A 15,803-nucleotide genomic window follows, 5' to 3' on the forward strand; every position below is an offset into this window, starting at 1 on the left:
TTCCTTCTTTGCCAGGAAAATACCGAATGCAGGTGAGGCCCATGATACCGCGTTATTTGGTCGACTTCGATCTGGGGCAGTTGCCCCACATACATACCGACGTGATCGTGATTGGCGCCGGCATAGCCGGCTTATTTACTGCCATCAAGGCCGCCGAAGAAGGCCGCGTGCTGATGATTACGAAGAAGTCGCTGCTCGACAGCAACACCCGCTACTCCCAGGGCGGCATCGCGGCCGTCATCTCCCGCGACGATTCGCCGGCGTATCACCGCCAGGATACGTTGATCGCCGGGGCGGGGTTATGCTCAAGCGACGCCGTAGACGTACTGGTGCATGAAGGGCCGGCCGGCGTGTTGGATTTGATTCGCATGGGCACCAAATTCGACGAAGAGAACGGCGAACTGGCGCTGACGAAGGAAGGCGCGCACAGCCAGCGCCGCATTCTGCACGCGCACGGCGACGCCACCGGCTTCGAAATCGTTCGCGCCCTGTCGGAGAATGCGACGGCGCATCCGAATATCGAAGTGTGGGGCGACCACTACGTCATCGATCTGATTACGGAAGACGGCGAATGCTACGGCGTGCTTGTGCAGAAGCCGGACGGGCACCGCGTATTCGTCACCGGCAAAGCGACGATCCTGTGCTCCGGCGGCGCCGGCCAGTTGTACCGCTACACGACGAATCCGGAAATCGCTACCGGCGATGGCATCGCACTGGCGTACCGGGCAGGGGCGGACGTACGCGACCTCGAGTTCGTGCAGTTCCACCCGACCGCGCTTTGTTATCCCGGCGCGCCGCGTTTCCTCATTTCCGAAGCGGTTCGGGGGGAAGGGGCGGTGCTGCGCAACATCAACGGCGAACGATTCATGGAGAAGTATCATCCGATGCTCGAACTCGCCCCGCGCGATATTGTTGCAAGGGCGATAGTCAGCGAAATGGAGAATACGAAATCGACTTTCGTCTATATTGATATTACGCACGAATCGGAAGCGATGGTGAAGCACCGGTTTCCGACGATTTACGAGACCTGCCTGACTTATGGACTCGATCTCTCGACGGACTGGATTCCGGTCGCGCCGGCGGCGCATTATATGATGGGAGGGGTGCGGACCGATCTGTACGGCGAAACGTCGGTCAAACGGCTGTTCGCCTGCGGCGAAGTATCGTCTACCGGCGTTCACGGCGCCAACCGGCTCGCCAGCAACTCTTTGTCCGAAGCGATTGTGTTCGGCCGGCGCATCGTCGAACGGATCAAATCGCTTCGGGCTCCACAAGCCGTTCCGCATGTTCGCTCCGAAGGAACGGTTCGTACCGAACCGCCGATGCAGCCGGTCGTCGAGAAGCGGCTCAAGCTGCAGAAGATCATGCTGCGTTATGCCGGCGTAAACAACCGTTCCGCGCAAGGGCTGCAGAAGGGCCACGACGAGTTGCGCCGCCAGTTGCCGGTGTTTCAGACGGCGCTGACCAAACGCGAGGAATTCGAATTCGCCAACCTGCTCGTTTGCGCGCTGTTGTCGACGCAGGCGGCGTTGCTGCGAGAGGAAAGCCGCGGCGGCCATTACCGGGAAGATTTCCCGGAACGGGACGATTTGTTGTGGAAGAAGCATACGGTATTTAACCGCGAGAAGGACGTATGGGAGGAGGGAATCGTCGATGCGTGACGACGTAAGGGAAGGAAGCAACGGCGCAGCCCCGGCGCCCGAACTGAACCGCGAGCTGCTGGTTTCCTCCATTCGCGGCTGGCTGGCGGAAGACATCGGCACCGGCGATGTGACAACGACGTCGACGATTGCCGCTAGCCATCGCACCAAGGCGATCATTCATGTCAAGGACGACGGAATTGTCGCCGGGCTGCCGGTTGCCGAAGCGGTTTTCCATACGGTGGATCCCGCCCTGCGGTTCGCTCCGCTTGTCGCGGAAGGCGCCGCGGTAACCAAAGGCACGCTGCTGGCGGAAGTGGAAGGCTCGACGCGCAGCATTCTGCTCGGCGAGCGGCTGGCGCTTAACCTGATGCAGCGCATGTCGGGCATCGCCACGCGCACTAGCCAGTTCGTGGCCCAACTGAACGGCTTGACAACGCGGCTTGTCGACACGCGCAAGACGACGCCCGGGCACCGCGTGCTCGAGAAGTATGCCGTTCGCGTCGGCGGCGGCCACAATCACCGCTTCGGCCTATACGATGCCGTCATGATCAAGGACAATCACATCAAGGGCGCCGGCGGCGTGGCCGCGGCGATTCGATCTGCGCGACTCAGCATCCCGCATACGATGAAGATCGAAGTCGAAGTCGAAAGCTTCGACCAGTTGGAAGAAGCGCTGCAGGCCGGCGCGGACATCATCATGCTGGACAATATGAGCACAGCTGCGATGACGGAAGCGGTAGGGCGCATTCGCGCCGCAGCGCCCCATGTCGTCATCGAAGCGTCAGGCATGGTGTCGCTGGAGACGGTACGCGCCATCGCGCTTTCCGGCGTCGATGTCATTTCCGTAGGCCGGCTGACGTATTCGGTGCAGGCGCTTGACATCAGTCTTGACCTGAATGGCAAGAAAGAGGCAACGATATGATATTCGTTGTCGATGTTGGCAATACGAATATCGTGCTCGGTCTTTACGACGGCAAACGGCTGCTGCATCACTGGCGCGTCAGCACGAATCGCTCCGCCACGTCGGACGAATACGGCATGATGATTGCCGGCTTATTCCGGCACGTCGGCGTGCTGCACGCCCAGATCGAAGGCATGATCCTCTCGTCGGTCGTGCCGCCGCTCATGTCTGCGCTGGAACGAATGTGCGCCGACTACTTGCAGCTGAAGCCGCTCGTGGTTGGTCCCGGCATCCGCACCGGCTTGAACGTCAAGATCGAAAACCCGCGCGAAATGGGCGCCGATCGTATCGTCAACGCGGTGGCCGGCATCGAGCTGTACGGCTCGCCGCTCATCATTGTCGATTTCGGCACGGCGACCACGTTCGACTACATCGACGACGCGGGCTCCTTGCTTGGCTGCGCGATTGCGCCAGGGATCGGCATTTCGCTCGAAGCGCTTTACGACAAGGCGGCGAAGCTGCCGCGCATCGAGCTGACAAGACCCAAAAGCGCCGTTGGCCGCAACACGGTGGCGTCGATGCAGGCGGGTATCATTTTTGGTTTCGCAGGTCAGGTGGACGGCATCGTCGGCCGCATGAGCGAGGAGTTCGGTACGAACCCGACCGTTGTCGCAACCGGCGGGTTGGCAGAGCTCATCGCCAAGGAGACCCGTACGATTGCCATCGTTAATCCGCTGCTGACACTGCAAGGATTGCTAACGTTATACGAACGCAACCGATCATGAGGTGAATGATGTGACAACGCAAGAAGGACAACAAGACGAGACGCTGAAGCAAAACGGGCACGGGGAAGCGGACTATTTGGTTCGGGCGACGGCGCTTGGCGGCAAAGTGCGGGCGTTTGCCGTGCAGTCGACCGGCATCGCGGGCGAACTCGCCCGTCGGCATAGCACGACACCGACGGCGACGGCCGCGCTTGGAAGAACCGTTTCGGCGGGTCTGATGATGGGTAAGATGTTAAAAGGGGAAGAACGGCTGACGATTCAAGTGAAAGGCGGCGGCCCGATCGGGCAAATCGTCGTGGATGCCAACGCTCATGGCGAAGTGAGGGGATATGTCGACAACCCGGACGTCGATTTGCCGTTGAACGCCGTCGGCAAGCTGGATGTGGCCGGAGCGGTCGGGACGGACGGCTATTTGTACGTGATCAAAGATCTTGGCTTGCGCGAGCCGTACCGCGGCAGCGTGCCGATCGTTTCCGGCGAGCTTGGGGAAGATTTTACGTATTATTTTGCCAAGTCGGAACAGACGCCTTCGATCGTAGCGCTTGGGGTATTGGTCGCGGTCGACCGTTCGGTGAAAGCCGCCGGCGGGTTTATCGTGCAATTGCTGCCGGGCGTTTCCGAGGAGGAGATCGACCGCATCGAAAGCCGGCTGAGCGGCATGCAGTCGGTGACCGCGATGCTGGATGCGGGCTATTCGCTGGAGCGGATGCTGGCGGAAGTGTTGGATGACGTCAGCGTGCTGGAGCGATCCGAGGTTCGGTTTCAATGCCGCTGCTCGCGCGAACGGGTCGAACGGACGTTAACGAGTCTCGGCGAAGACGAGTTGCAGGCGCTGCTCACCGAAGACGGTCGGGCGGAAGTCGTCTGTCATTTCTGCAACGAAGCGTACCAGTTCGAAGAAGGGGACATCCGCGCCCTGATTCGTTCCATAAAAGAGCGCGGCTCCGTGCGGGAGTAGAAGCGCATTTCCCGCATTCCCGGTGGCGGTCGTCCGGACCGACCGGATGCGATATGTACGGATGAGGCCTGAGGAGAACCGGCAATGAGAACTGTAAAAGTATTATGGGGTGTCGTCGTGCTGCTTTCCGCAGCGCTTCTGATCGTATGTTTGTATTCCTTCGGGCCGCAGCGAGGCGGCAAGCCGGGACTCGCGCAGCCCAGCCCCACGCCGGGCGCGTCCGGACAAGTGAAACCTGACGACGATCCTGTCGTCGCCAAGATCGGCAGCCGCACGATCAAACGCAGCGAGCTGTCCGCCAGCCTGTTCGAGCGGCATGGCGCGGAGCTGCTCAGTCAGATGCTTGACCGGGCGGCCATTCAGATGGAAGCCGACACGCTGGCGATTAAAGCGACGCAGCCGGAAATTGCGGCCGAATTGAAGCGTATGCAGCAAGGCTACGACAGCGAAGAGCAATTTTATCAGTCGATGAAAGACCAGGTGGGCTTGACGAAGAGCGAACTGGCGGAAGACGTCTATTTCAAGCTGCTGCTCGAGCGGATTGCGACCCGGAACGTGACGGTGACGGAAGGCGAAGTGGACGAATACATACAGAAACATCCGGAGGAGTTCCGCAGCCACGTGCAGCTTCATCTGCTGCAGATTGTAGGCGCAACGCTCGAGCAGGCGAACCGTACGCTCGATTTGTTGCGTTCGGGGCAAGACTTTGCCAAGCTGGCTCGCGACCGCTCGATCGATACGGCGACGGCGGGCGACGGCGGCGATCTCGGCTGGGTCGAAGAGAACGACCCGTTCCTGCCCCCACCGGTCATGAAGGCGGCCTCCAAGCTCAAGACAGGCGAAGTCAGCGCGCCGGTCCAGACGGAGAACGGCTTCGTCGTGATCAAGCTGGTCGACCGCAAGGAGACGAGCAAAGGCGACGCTGCGCAACTGCGCGACGCGCTGCGCAGCCAGTTGGCGCTGCAGAAGGCGCCGCCGCTGCGCGACTTGACGGCCGGGCTGCGCAGCAAATACGGAGCAACGATCAGCGACGATCAATTGAAGTAATCCGGCCTTGGTGAAATGTCGGCAGCGGTATTGACAAGGACAACAGAGGTTGATAAACTAAAGGGAGTTTAATACCTACCTGTTTACTCGGAAATATTTGAAGGAGGGCATCGTAAACCATGGCCAAAATTGTGCAAAACATTACCCAATTGATCGGTGATACGCCGCTTGTTCGCCTGAACCGCGTCGTTCCCGAAGGCAGCGCTGAAGTATATGTCAAGCTCGAGTATCAAAACCCGGGTTCCAGCGTCAAAGACCGGATCGCGATCAGCATGGTCGAAGTGGCCGAAGCCGAAGGCAAACTGAAGCCGGGCGACACGATCATTGAACCTACCAGCGGCAACACGGGCATCGGGCTCGCGATGGTCGCTGCCGCCAAAGGCTATAAAGCCATTCTCGTCATGCCGGAAACGATGAGCATGGAGCGCCGCAACCTGCTCCGCGCTTATGGCGCCCAGCTTGTGCTGACGCCGGGCCCGGAAGGAATGAAAGGGGCGATTCGCCGCGCGGAAGAGCTGCAAGCGGAGAACCCGAACTATTTCATGCCGCAGCAATTCAAGAACCAAGCCAACGTGAAAGTGCACCGCGAAACGACAGGCCCGGAAATCGTCGAAGCAATCAATTCCCTGGACGGCAAACTCGACGCTTTCATTTCGGGCATTGGCACGGGCGGTACGATTACAGGCGCAGGCGAAGTGCTGCGCAAGAACTTCCCGAACATCAACATTTATGCGATTGAGCCTGCAGCATCGCCGGTATTGTCCGGCGGCAAACCGGGCCCGCACAAAATCCAGGGCATCGGCGCCGGCTTTGTGCCGGATATTTTGGATACGAATGTATATAACGGCGTGATCCAGGTCGAGAACGACGACGCGTTCGAAACTTCGCGCCGCGTAGCGAAAGAAGAAGGCATTCTCGGCGGCATTTCGTCCGGCGCTGCCATCTTCGCCGCATTGAAAGTAGCCAAAGAACTGGGAGCCGGCAAACGTGTCGTGGCCATCCTGCCGAGCAACGGCGAACGGTACCTCAGCACGCCGCTGTACCAATTCGAAGACTAATCGTGGTTGTTCAAAAGGCTCTCCCGCAGGAACCGCGCGGGGGAGCTTTTCGTTTGCTGCGCTTCGGCTTGCAGCCGCTGGAAAATCCGGTATACTTAATTATTACTGATGAGCGGACGGGGCGGGAGGAAACGGAACGTATGGTGGTCACATCGCTAACACAATGGAAGGAATGGGCGTCAAACTGGACCATGCTGCCTTATGTCGCGTCGTATCCGCTGCAGGGAGGATTGCCGGCGTCGTGGGAGCGGGCGTGGGAAGAAGCGGGAGCGTCGTCGTTCGTGCTTGAAAGCGGCAAGGATGGCCGCTACACCTTCCTAGGGCTGATGCCGGTCGAATCGATTGAAGGGACCGGCCATCAGGCTGTTGTCGTGCGCCGCGACGGCAGCAAGGAATGGCAAGTTGGCCGGCCGCTGGCGCTGATCGAGGCGTGGATGGCGCCTTATCGCAGCCCGCGCGTGGCGGATCTGCCGAAGTTCGCCGGCGGCTGCGTCGGCTACATCGGCTACGATGTCATTCGCACGATCGAGCGGCTGCCGGCGACGGCCCAGGCGGATTTGCCGATTCCCGAATATGCGCTGCTGCGATATGAAGAAGTGTGGATCGTCGATCAGCAGGAAGGGTTATTGTATTGCGCCGTTCATGTGCCCCTGCCGCTTGCCGAGTCTGGGGCCGGCGCCCTGCGGCGGGCATACGAGCAAGCGGCCGTTCGCGCGGAGCGCATGAAACGCGCATGGGATCGTTTCGCGGCGCCGGCGGTTGCCGATGCGGGCGATGAACGCGAACCGGGGCTAGGGCGGTCCCGTCGCGAACTGTATGAAACGCAGCTGCACGGAGATCGGCTGCAAGTGAATGTGGAATCGATGGCGGGCGTTCATCCGGCGTTCGGCAAAGCCGCTTACGTGGATGCCGTGCGGGCGATCCAGCGGTATATTGCGGCCGGCGACGTGTTCCAGGTCAACCTGTCCGTCCGCCAAAGTCGCCGGCTCACGACGGCGCCGGAAGATATCTACGAATGGCTGCGGCTGTTGAACCCGTCGCCCTATATGGGGCTGCTTCGTTTTCCCGGCTTCCGGCTCGTGTCCGCTTCGCCCGAACAGCTCGTCGGCCTGGAAGGCCGCACCGTCAGCACGCGGCCGATCGCCGGCACCCGCCCGCGCGGCGTCAACGCCGAAGAGGATGCGCGGCTGGCGGACGAGCTGCTGTCCAGCGAGAAGGAGCGCGCCGAACACGTGATGCTGGTCGATCTGCAGCGCAACGACATCGGCAAAATTTCCCGATACGGTTCGGTGCGCGTCGATGACTTCATGGTCGTGGAATACTATTCCCACGTGATGCACATCGTCTCCGAGGTACGCGGCGAACTGGCCGCAGGCAAGAACGCTTTCGACGTCATTGCGGCGACGTTCCCCGGCGGCACGATCACCGGAGCGCCGAAAATCCGCACGATGGAAATCATCGAAGAGCTCGAGCCGGTGCGCCGCGGCCCTTATACCGGCGCGATCGGCTGGATTGACTATAACGGCAATATGGAATTAAATATAGTTATACGCACGCTGCTTGCGGTCGGGGATACCGGCCACATCCAGGCGGGAGCCGGCATTGTCATCGACTCCGATCCGGAGAAAGAATACATCGAATCGATCAACAAGGCGAAAGCGCTGTGGAAATCGATCGAATACAGCGAACAATGGCAACAGCGCATGCGGACCAAGGAGGGGTCGTTGTGATACTCGTCATCGACAATTACGATTCGTTTACGTACAATTTGGTGCAATATTTGGGCGAACTTGGCGAAACCGTTGAAGTGCGGCGCAACGATGAAATTGATCTGGCCGGGATCGAAGCGCTGAAGCCGGACCATATTCTCATTTCCCCGGGTCCGTGTACGCCGAACGAAGCCGGCGTCAGTTTGGCGCTGATCGACCAATTTAAGGGGAAGTTACCGATCTTCGGCGTCTGCCTCGGCCATCAATCGATCGGCCAGGCGTTCGGCGGCGACGTCGTGCGCGCGGAGCGGCTGATGCACGGCAAGACATCGCCGATCTTCCACGACGGCAAGACGATTTTCCGCGATTTGCCGAGCCCGTTTACGGCGACGCGGTATCACTCGCTGATCGTCAAGCGCGAGACGCTGCCGGACTGCCTCGAGATCAGCGCCTATACCGAAGAGGGCGAAATCATGGGGCTGCGGCACAAGGAATATGCCGTGGAAGGCGTGCAATTCCATCCGGAATCGATCATCACCGATCACGGCCTGCGCATTCTGCGCAATTTCCTGACGCAAACCGCCGCTGCGGGAGGACGGGCATGAAGATTGCCGTGAACGGCAAGCTGTGCGACGAGCGCGACGCCGTTGTGTCGGCGTACGACCACGGCTTCATGTACGGCATCGGGCTGTTCGAAACGCTGCGCACCTACGACGGAGAGCCGTTTCTGCTGGGCGCGCATTTGCGGCGGCTGGCGCAAGGCTGCGAGGCGCTCGACATCGCTTATGCGCCGGACGAGGCGGCGCTGCGCGAGACGTTCCGCGAGCTGCTTGCGGTTAACGGGCTGGCGGATGCCTATATCCGGTTGTCCGTCTCCGCGGGACCGGATGCGCTCGGCTTGCCGGCCGGCGGCTATTTTACGCCGACGATCATCGTTTACGTCAAGCCGCTGCCTTCTGCCGCCCCGGGCGGCAAGGCGCTGCAGCTGCTGACGCTTCGCCGCAATTCGCCGGAAGGCGACGTGCGGCTGAAGTCGTTTCATTATATGAACAATATCCTGGGCAAAATAGAGCTGAAGCGCTATTCGTGGGCGTCCGGCGCGGAGGGGCTGTTCCTCGATGCAGCGGGGCGGGTGGCCGAAGGGATCGTCAGCAACGTGTTTTTTGCCGGGGCGGACGGCGTACTCCGCACGCCGGCGCTTGCGACCGGCGCGCTGCCGGGCATTACGCGCGCGCATGTGCTGCGGCTGGCGGATCGGCTCGGCCTGCGCGCCGAAGAGGGCTTGTACGGCTTCGGCGAGCTGACCGCGGCCCGCGAAGCGTTCGTGACGAATTCGATCCAGGAAATCGTGCCGGTTCGCGCGGTTTACGAGCCGGACGGAACGTGCCATTCATTCGGCGACGGCGGATCCGGCGAACCCGGCGAACTGACACGCCGCCTGATCGCCGTCTACCGTACGGAGGCAGGGCCTGCTGAAGAAGAGGAAGGAAGGTGACGGCGCCATGACGACTTCCGTCTTGCAATGCCGGGAACGCAGCCTGCTCCTTGGTGCAAAAACGCTGCTCATGGGTATTGTAAACGTAACGCCGGATTCGTTCTCGGATGGCGGGCGCTACAACACCGTGGACAAGGCTGTCGCGCATGCCCGGCAGCTGGTGGCGGACGGCGCCGACATCGTCGATATCGGCGGCGAGTCGACCCGTCCCGGCGCGGCTGCCGTGTCCCTTGAGGAAGAACTGCAGCGGGTCGTACCGGTGATCGAAGCGCTCCGCGACGCCGTCGACGTTCCGCTGTCCGTCGATACGTACAAGGCGGAAGTGGCGCGCCAAGCGCTGGCGGCCGGCGCGCATATCGTTAACGACGTCTGGGGGCTGAAGGCCGATTCCGCCATCGCGGGCGTCGCGGCGCAATACGATTGCCCCGTCATCATAACGCACAATCGGACGGACCGGGACTACGCACATTTTATAGCCGATGTGGTCGCCGATCTGCAAGCAAGCATTCGCATCGCCCGTGAGGCGGGGGTGGGCGAAACGCGCATCGTGCTCGATCCCGGCATCGGATTCGCCAAAGATTACGAACAGAATCTGCTGATGCTCGCCCGTTTGGACGCCGTCGTCGAGCTTGGCTACCCCGTCCTTCTCGGCACTTCGCGCAAAAGCGTCATCCAGAAGACGCTGCAAGATCAAGACGTTGGCTCTTACGGTACTGCCGCTACGGTTGCGCTGGGAATCGCGCGGGGCTGCGCCATCATGCGCGTGCACGACGTGCGCGAGATGAAGCGGGTGGCGGCGATGGCCGATGCGATTGCGGCGGCAACGCGCGCGCGTGTGGCTGCGGCACAGGCGAAATAAGGAAGGAAGCAGGTGCAATTCATTATGGACAAGCCGAACAAGCCGGACAAAATATCGCTTTCCCGCATGCAATTTTACGCCCATCACGGGGTTTTTCCCGAAGAAAACAAGCTGGGCCAGCGCTACATGCTCGACCTTGACTTATACTTGCCGCTGGACCAAGCGGGCCGGAGCGACAATCTCGAGGATACGATCAACTACGCCGATGTGTACGCGCGAGTGAAGGCGATTGTGGAAGGGCGCGCGTACAAGTTGATTGAAGCGCTTGCGGAACGAGTTGCAGAAGATCTGCTGCAAACTTATACTAGTATCAATGAATTGACGGTACGCGTGGTTAAGCCGCATCCGCCGTTTGCGATTTTTTTCGACGGCGTGACGGTGGAAATTCACCGGAAACGGACGGGCCGATGAACGGACGCAAGTTGGCCGAAGTCGATGCGTATATCGGGCTCGGAACGAATATGGGCGATCGCGAGCGGCATTTGCGGGACGCGCTGGCGTTGCTTGGCGAACGCAGCGGCATTCGCTTGCTGCGCGCCTCGGCCGTCTACGAAACCGACCCGGTCGGTTTTACGGAGCAGCCCGCTTTTCTCAATATGGTTGCGCTGCTGCGCACCGATTTGCCGGCCGAAGCGCTGCTTGACGAACTGCTGGACATTGAGCGCACGCTTGGCCGCACCCGCGATATTCGTTGGGGGCCGCGCACGATCGATCTCGACTTGCTGCTGTACGGCACCGCCAAAGTAAAGACCGAACGACTGGACGTTCCGCATCCACGCATGGCGGAACGCGCTTTTGTATTAATTCCGCTGCTGGATGTGATCGACTTCGAGCCGTTCGCCGAACGGGGAGCGCTGCGGGAGTTGGTCGCCCATATAGAAGGAAAGGATGGCGTCAAGCGATGGAGCCCAACTACGCTTTAGCCCAGCGCATTCGCGCATTTCGCAAATTGAAAGGCTTGACCCAGCTCGAGCTGGCGCAGCGGCTCGACGTGTCGATCGCGATCGTCGGCGCCATCGAGCGCGGTACGCGCAAGGCAGATTCGCGCATCCTGCGCCAAATCGCGGATGCGCTTGGCGTCGACGCCAAGGAACTGGCGGCAATTGAGCTGCGAAAGGAGGAAGCGTAATGCTTAAGATCGGCAATGTAGTCGCTCGCAACAATGTGGTGCTCGCCCCGATGGCGGGCGTATGCAACCCGGCTTTTCGGCTCATTGCCAAAGAGTTCGGCTGCGGGCTCGTTTGCGCGGAGATGGTGAGCGACAAGGCGATCGTGCACGGCAACGAACGCACGCTGCAGATGCTCTACGTGGATGAACGGGAGAAGCCGCTCAGTTTGCAAATTTTCGGCGGGGATACGGAAACGCTGGTGGAGGCGGCGAAGGTCGTTGACCGGCACACGAACGCCGATATTATCGATATCAACATGGGCTGCCCCGTACCCAAAATCGTCAAGTGCGACGCCGGCGCCCGCTGGCTGCTAGCGCCCGACAAGATCGAGAAGATGGTCGCTTCCGTCGTCAAGGCGGTATCCAAGCCCGTCACGGTCAAAATGCGGATCGGTTGGGACGACGAACACGTCTACGCGGTGCAGAACGCCAAGGCGGTGGAGAACGGCGGCGGTTCGGCCGTATCGGTTCATGGGCGCACGCGGGTGCAGATGTATACCGGCACGGCCAATTGGGACATCATTAAAGACGTTAAGGACGCGGTGTCGATTCCGGTCATCGGCAACGGCGACGTATTTACGCCCGAGGATGCGCGGCGGATGCTCGACCAGACGGGCTGCGACGGCGTGATGATCGGCCGCGGCGCGCTCGGCAATCCGTGGATGCTGTATCGGACGATCCACTATTTGACCGAGGGTGAACTGCTTCCGGAGCCGAATGCGGCGGAGAAGGTGCGCATCGCGATTTTGCATATGGACCGGCTTGTTGCTTTGAAGGGCGAACATGTGGCTGTGAAGGAAATGCGCAAGCATATGGCCTGGTACCTCAAAGGCTTGCGCGGTGCCGCGCGCGTGAAGGACTCGCTGATGGAGCAGACCGAACGCGATGCGATGGTGCGGATGCTCGAACAGTATCTGGAACAGCTGGCAGCGGAAGAGGGCGCCGGGCCCGAGGCGGCGGACGGTGCGGAGAACGCTCCTGAGCCTGTCGTTTACCACTGAAAGCCTTGCAAACCGGGCGTTTCCCTGCGATTGACATTTGTATGGCGTTGAAATATAATCAGTCAATAACGCGCTACCCGGGGCATGAAGGCATCTTGATTCGTGCTTGTCATATAGTAGAGATATGCCGTGGTCACGCTGGCATAAGGTGAGTTCATACGGACGGTTTTCCGGAATGTATGGAAATCTTTCACGCGACGGGAGAACAAGGGATTTATGGCCGAAAAAGAGGTTATTCTCACGCAGGAAGGCTTGAAGAAGCTGGAGGAAGAGCTGGAGAACTTGAAATCGGTGAAGCGCCGCGAGGTGGCGGAACGGATCAAGATTGCCATCGGCTATGGCGACATCAGCGAGAACTCGGAATACGAGGATGCGAAGAACGAGCAGGCTTTCATCGAGGGACGCATCATCACGCTTGAGAAGATGCTGCGGAACGCTCGTATTATCAATAGCGAAGAAGTGGACATCAACACCGTAAGCGTAGGCTCGATTGTGACGCTGAAGGATATGGAATTCGGAGATACAGTTGAGTATACGATCGTCGGTACGGCCGAATCGGATCCGCTGCAGAACAAGATATCGAACGAAAGTCCGGTAGGCAAAGCGATTCTCGGCAAGAAGAAAGGCTCGACCGTAGACGTGAACGTACCCGCCGGTATCATCCCCTACCAAATCATCGATATCAAGAAATAACGAACGAGCGATAGCATGACGGGATGAGCGTTTCCATACCGACTGTTATGAGAGAAGCTTCCTCCGGGGGCTTTTCTTGAGTGTTGGGGGAGTTTCCGCGATTGTCCGCTACAGGGATGCCAATCGCCGCCCCGGCGGCGAATCGGTGCAAGCGCTGGAATTGGCGTACTTATTAGGAGATGAGATCATGACGCAGGAATTGGAAGTAAGTGAGTTATTGGCCATCCGCAAAGGCAAGCTGGACAAATTGCGCGAGCTCGGCGTCGACCCGTTCGGCGGCAAGTTCGAGCGTACGCACGCGGCGATGGACATTCACCGCGACTACGGCGAGAAGACGAAGGAAGAGCTGGAGGACGCGGCGATCCCGGTCAGCGTAGCCGGACGCATCATGCAGAAGCGTTCGATGGGCAAAGCGTCGTTCGTGCATATCCAGGATCAGACGGGCAAAATCCAAATCTACGTCCGCAAAGACGCGATCGGCGATCAGGCTTATGCGGCGTTCGATATACTCGATATCGGCGATATTATCGGTGTGTCCGGCACTGTGCTGCGCACGCAAACCGGGGAGACGTCGATCAAGGCGGCTTCCGTGACGGTGCTGTCCAAATCGCTGTACCCGCTGCCGGAGAAGTTCCACGGACTGAAGGACGTCGAAACCCGTTACCGCCAGCGGTACGTCGATTTGATCGTCAACGAAGACGTGAAGGGAACGTTCATCCTGCGCTCCCGGATCATTCAGTCGATGCGGCGCTACCTGGACCAGAACGGTTATCTCGAAGTGGAGACGCCGACGCTGCATGCCATCGCCGGCGGCGCGGCGGCGCGCCCTTTCCATACGCATCATAATGCGTTGGACATGCCGCTGTTCATGCGGATCGCCATTGAGCTGCACCTGAAGCGGCTTATTGTCGGCGGTCTTGAGAAGGTGTACGAAATCGGCCGCGTGTACCGCAATGAAGGCGTTTCGACCCGGCATAATCCGGAGTTTACAATGCTGGAGCTGTATGAAGCGTACGCCGATTACCATGACATCATGCAGCTGACGGAAAATATGATCGTTCACATCGCCAGCGAGGTGCTTGGCACGACGTTGATCCGTTACCAGGAATACGATGTCGATCTCGGTGTGCCGTGGCGCCGCGTCTCTATGGTCGATGCGATCAAGGAAGTGGTCGGCGTCGATTTCAGCGTGCAGATGTCGGACGAAGAAGCGCATCGATTGGCCAAGGCGCACAAGGTGCATGCCGAGCCGAACATGACGTTCGGCCATATCGTTAACCTGTTCTTCGAAGCGTTCGTCGAGGAAACGCTGATTCAGCCTACGTTCATTACCGGCCATCCGGTGGCGATTTCGCCGCTGGCGAAGAAGAACGACGCCGATCCGCGGTTTACCGACCGGTTCGAGCTGTTTATCGTGGCGCGCGAGCATGCGAACGCATTCTCCGAGTTGAACGATCCGATCGACCAGCGCGCCCGTTTCGAAGCGCAGTTGGTCGAGCGCGAACAAGGCAATGACGAGGCGCACGAGATGGACGACGACTTCATCCGCGCGCTCGAATACGGCATGCCGCCGACGGGCGGTCTTGGCATCGGCATCGACCGTTTGGCGATGCTGCTGACGAATGCACCGTCGATTCGCGACGTGCTGCTGTTCCCGCTGATGCGCGATCGGCAGGCGGAGTAGTGTTGGGTTGATTAGGCAAGGCGCCCTGGGGGCGCCTTTTGTTTTTTGGCGGGTGGTTTTGTTGCAGGGCCAGCGCGAATGAGATGGCATTCGGTGTTTTTTGCTGGCGGGGCAACTGCATCGTGTAATCGAGCCTCCTTGAAAATAGGCCATCAAAAGTGGCTTATTTGCCCCTTTTGACTCGATTCGCCGGAAATAGCCAGCAAAAACACTGGCTATTGTGACCCAAACCGTACCGAACCGAGCTTTCCAGGAGAAATAACCAGCGATTTCACTGGTTATTTCGTTACCGACTCCCTTTTTTGATCAAATAGCCCATGAAACATGGCTTATTTCGCTCCCATTGATTCAAAATTCATCTGTTCGTCCGATTCGAATAATGGCTGCGAAAAGATCGGCTCGCCTACTTGCAATTGGCTTGACGGATGTGGTATATTATTTTTCGCCGCTTTTGGCGGGCATATTGAAGAAGAGGCGCAAGCGCTTGGTCGGATACCGGTTTTGAATCCTGGTCATCCGGAGCGGGAAAAAAAGTACTTGCAATTATAACTTCGAATGTGCTAATATATAAAAGTCGCCTTTAGGGGCAGACACACAAGAAGCAAGCCTCATTGCCCTTTGAAAACTGAACAACGAGTGAGCAAGCAACAACGATCTTCGGATCGTAAGCTAGTGTTTGAAGAGCAAGTTCGAACTACCTTTATGGAGAGTTTGATCCTGGCTCAGGACGAACGCTGGCGGCGTGCCTAATACATGCAAGTCGAGCGGGTTCATCCTTCGGGATGGGCTAGCGGCGGACGGG

At 59.4% G+C, this 15,803-nt stretch carries 16 protein-coding genes and 1 rRNA gene; all 17 read left to right on the top strand.

Features of this window, described 5'->3' with window-relative positions:
- The first annotated feature begins 41 nt into the window (after positions 1-41).
- Entirely contained in the window at positions 42-1,661 is a 1,620-nt protein-coding gene (gene nadB, locus EXY20_RS26835) for an L-aspartate oxidase (RefSeq protein WP_135555210.1), read from the top strand.
- On the top strand, positions 1,654-2,565 hold the full coding sequence (nadC, locus tag EXY20_RS26840; protein WP_135555211.1) for a carboxylating nicotinate-nucleotide diphosphorylase: 912 nt from the start codon (positions 1,654-1,656) through the stop codon (positions 2,563-2,565). The genes nadB and nadC overlap by 8 nt, the downstream gene beginning before the upstream one ends.
- Complete coding sequence (locus EXY20_RS26845; protein WP_135555212.1) at positions 2,562-3,329, top strand: type III pantothenate kinase; 768 nt, start codon at positions 2,562-2,564, stop codon at positions 3,327-3,329. Before nadC ends, EXY20_RS26845 begins: the two co-directional genes overlap by 4 nt.
- A gap of 10 nt (positions 3,330-3,339) precedes the next feature.
- Positions 3,340-4,287 (top strand): Hsp33 family molecular chaperone HslO, encoded by a 948-nt coding sequence (hslO, locus tag EXY20_RS26850; RefSeq protein WP_328592599.1) that lies wholly within the window; start codon positions 3,340-3,342, stop codon positions 4,285-4,287.
- Between the two features lie 84 nt (positions 4,288-4,371).
- Positions 4,372-5,334 (top strand): peptidylprolyl isomerase, encoded by a 963-nt coding sequence (locus EXY20_RS26855; RefSeq protein ID WP_135555213.1) that lies wholly within the window; start codon positions 4,372-4,374, stop codon positions 5,332-5,334.
- 119 nt (positions 5,335-5,453) lie between these two features.
- Positions 5,454-6,392, top strand: coding sequence for a cysteine synthase A (gene cysK / locus EXY20_RS26860; protein ID WP_135555214.1), 939 nt, complete (start codon positions 5,454-5,456; stop codon positions 6,390-6,392).
- Positions 6,393-6,532: 140 nt separating this feature from the next.
- On the top strand, positions 6,533-8,122 hold the full coding sequence (locus tag EXY20_RS26865; protein WP_135555215.1) for an anthranilate synthase component I family protein: 1,590 nt from the start codon (positions 6,533-6,535) through the stop codon (positions 8,120-8,122).
- On the top strand, positions 8,119-8,706 hold the full coding sequence (gene pabA / locus EXY20_RS26870) for an aminodeoxychorismate/anthranilate synthase component II (protein ID WP_135555216.1): 588 nt from the start codon (positions 8,119-8,121) through the stop codon (positions 8,704-8,706). Before EXY20_RS26865 ends, pabA begins: the two co-directional genes overlap by 4 nt.
- On the top strand, positions 8,703-9,596 hold the full coding sequence (locus EXY20_RS26875; protein WP_135555217.1) for an aminotransferase class IV: 894 nt from the start codon (positions 8,703-8,705) through the stop codon (positions 9,594-9,596). The genes pabA and EXY20_RS26875 overlap by 4 nt, the downstream gene beginning before the upstream one ends.
- 7 nt (positions 9,597-9,603) lie before the next feature.
- Positions 9,604-10,455 carry a dihydropteroate synthase gene (gene folP, locus EXY20_RS26880; RefSeq protein ID WP_135555218.1) on the top strand — a complete coding sequence of 284 codons (852 nt, stop codon included), beginning with the start codon at positions 9,604-9,606 and terminating at the stop codon, positions 10,453-10,455.
- A gap of 24 nt (positions 10,456-10,479) precedes the next feature.
- A complete protein-coding gene (folB, locus tag EXY20_RS26885) occupies positions 10,480-10,866 on the top strand; it encodes a dihydroneopterin aldolase (RefSeq protein ID WP_135555233.1) in 387 nt (128 codons plus the stop codon).
- Complete coding sequence (gene folK, locus EXY20_RS26890) at positions 10,863-11,378, top strand: 2-amino-4-hydroxy-6-hydroxymethyldihydropteridine diphosphokinase (RefSeq protein ID WP_135555219.1); 516 nt, start codon at positions 10,863-10,865, stop codon at positions 11,376-11,378. Before folB ends, folK begins: the two co-directional genes overlap by 4 nt.
- Positions 11,357-11,584 (top strand): helix-turn-helix domain-containing protein, encoded by a 228-nt coding sequence (locus EXY20_RS26895; RefSeq protein WP_135555220.1) that lies wholly within the window; start codon positions 11,357-11,359, stop codon positions 11,582-11,584. The genes folK and EXY20_RS26895 overlap by 22 nt, the downstream gene beginning before the upstream one ends.
- Positions 11,584-12,624, top strand: a complete 1,041-nt coding sequence (gene dusB, locus EXY20_RS26900; RefSeq protein ID WP_135555221.1) for a tRNA dihydrouridine synthase DusB — start codon at positions 11,584-11,586, stop codon at positions 12,622-12,624. The genes EXY20_RS26895 and dusB overlap by 1 nt, the downstream gene beginning before the upstream one ends.
- A gap of 216 nt (positions 12,625-12,840) precedes the next feature.
- Entirely contained in the window at positions 12,841-13,317 is a 477-nt protein-coding gene (gene greA / locus EXY20_RS26905; RefSeq protein WP_135555222.1) for a transcription elongation factor GreA, read from the top strand.
- Positions 13,318-13,504: 187 nt separating this feature from the next.
- A complete protein-coding gene (gene lysS / locus EXY20_RS26910; RefSeq protein ID WP_135555223.1) occupies positions 13,505-15,001 on the top strand; it encodes a lysine--tRNA ligase in 1,497 nt (498 codons plus the stop codon).
- Positions 15,002-15,700: 699 nt separating this feature from the next.
- Positions 15,701-15,803, top strand: a 16S ribosomal RNA gene (locus EXY20_RS26915); the annotation flags it as partial.

Source organism: Paenibacillus cymbidii, from assembly GCF_004764705.1.
GTDB classification, from domain to species: Bacteria; Bacillota; Bacilli; order Paenibacillales; family NBRC-103111; genus Paenibacillus_AN; species Paenibacillus_AN cymbidii.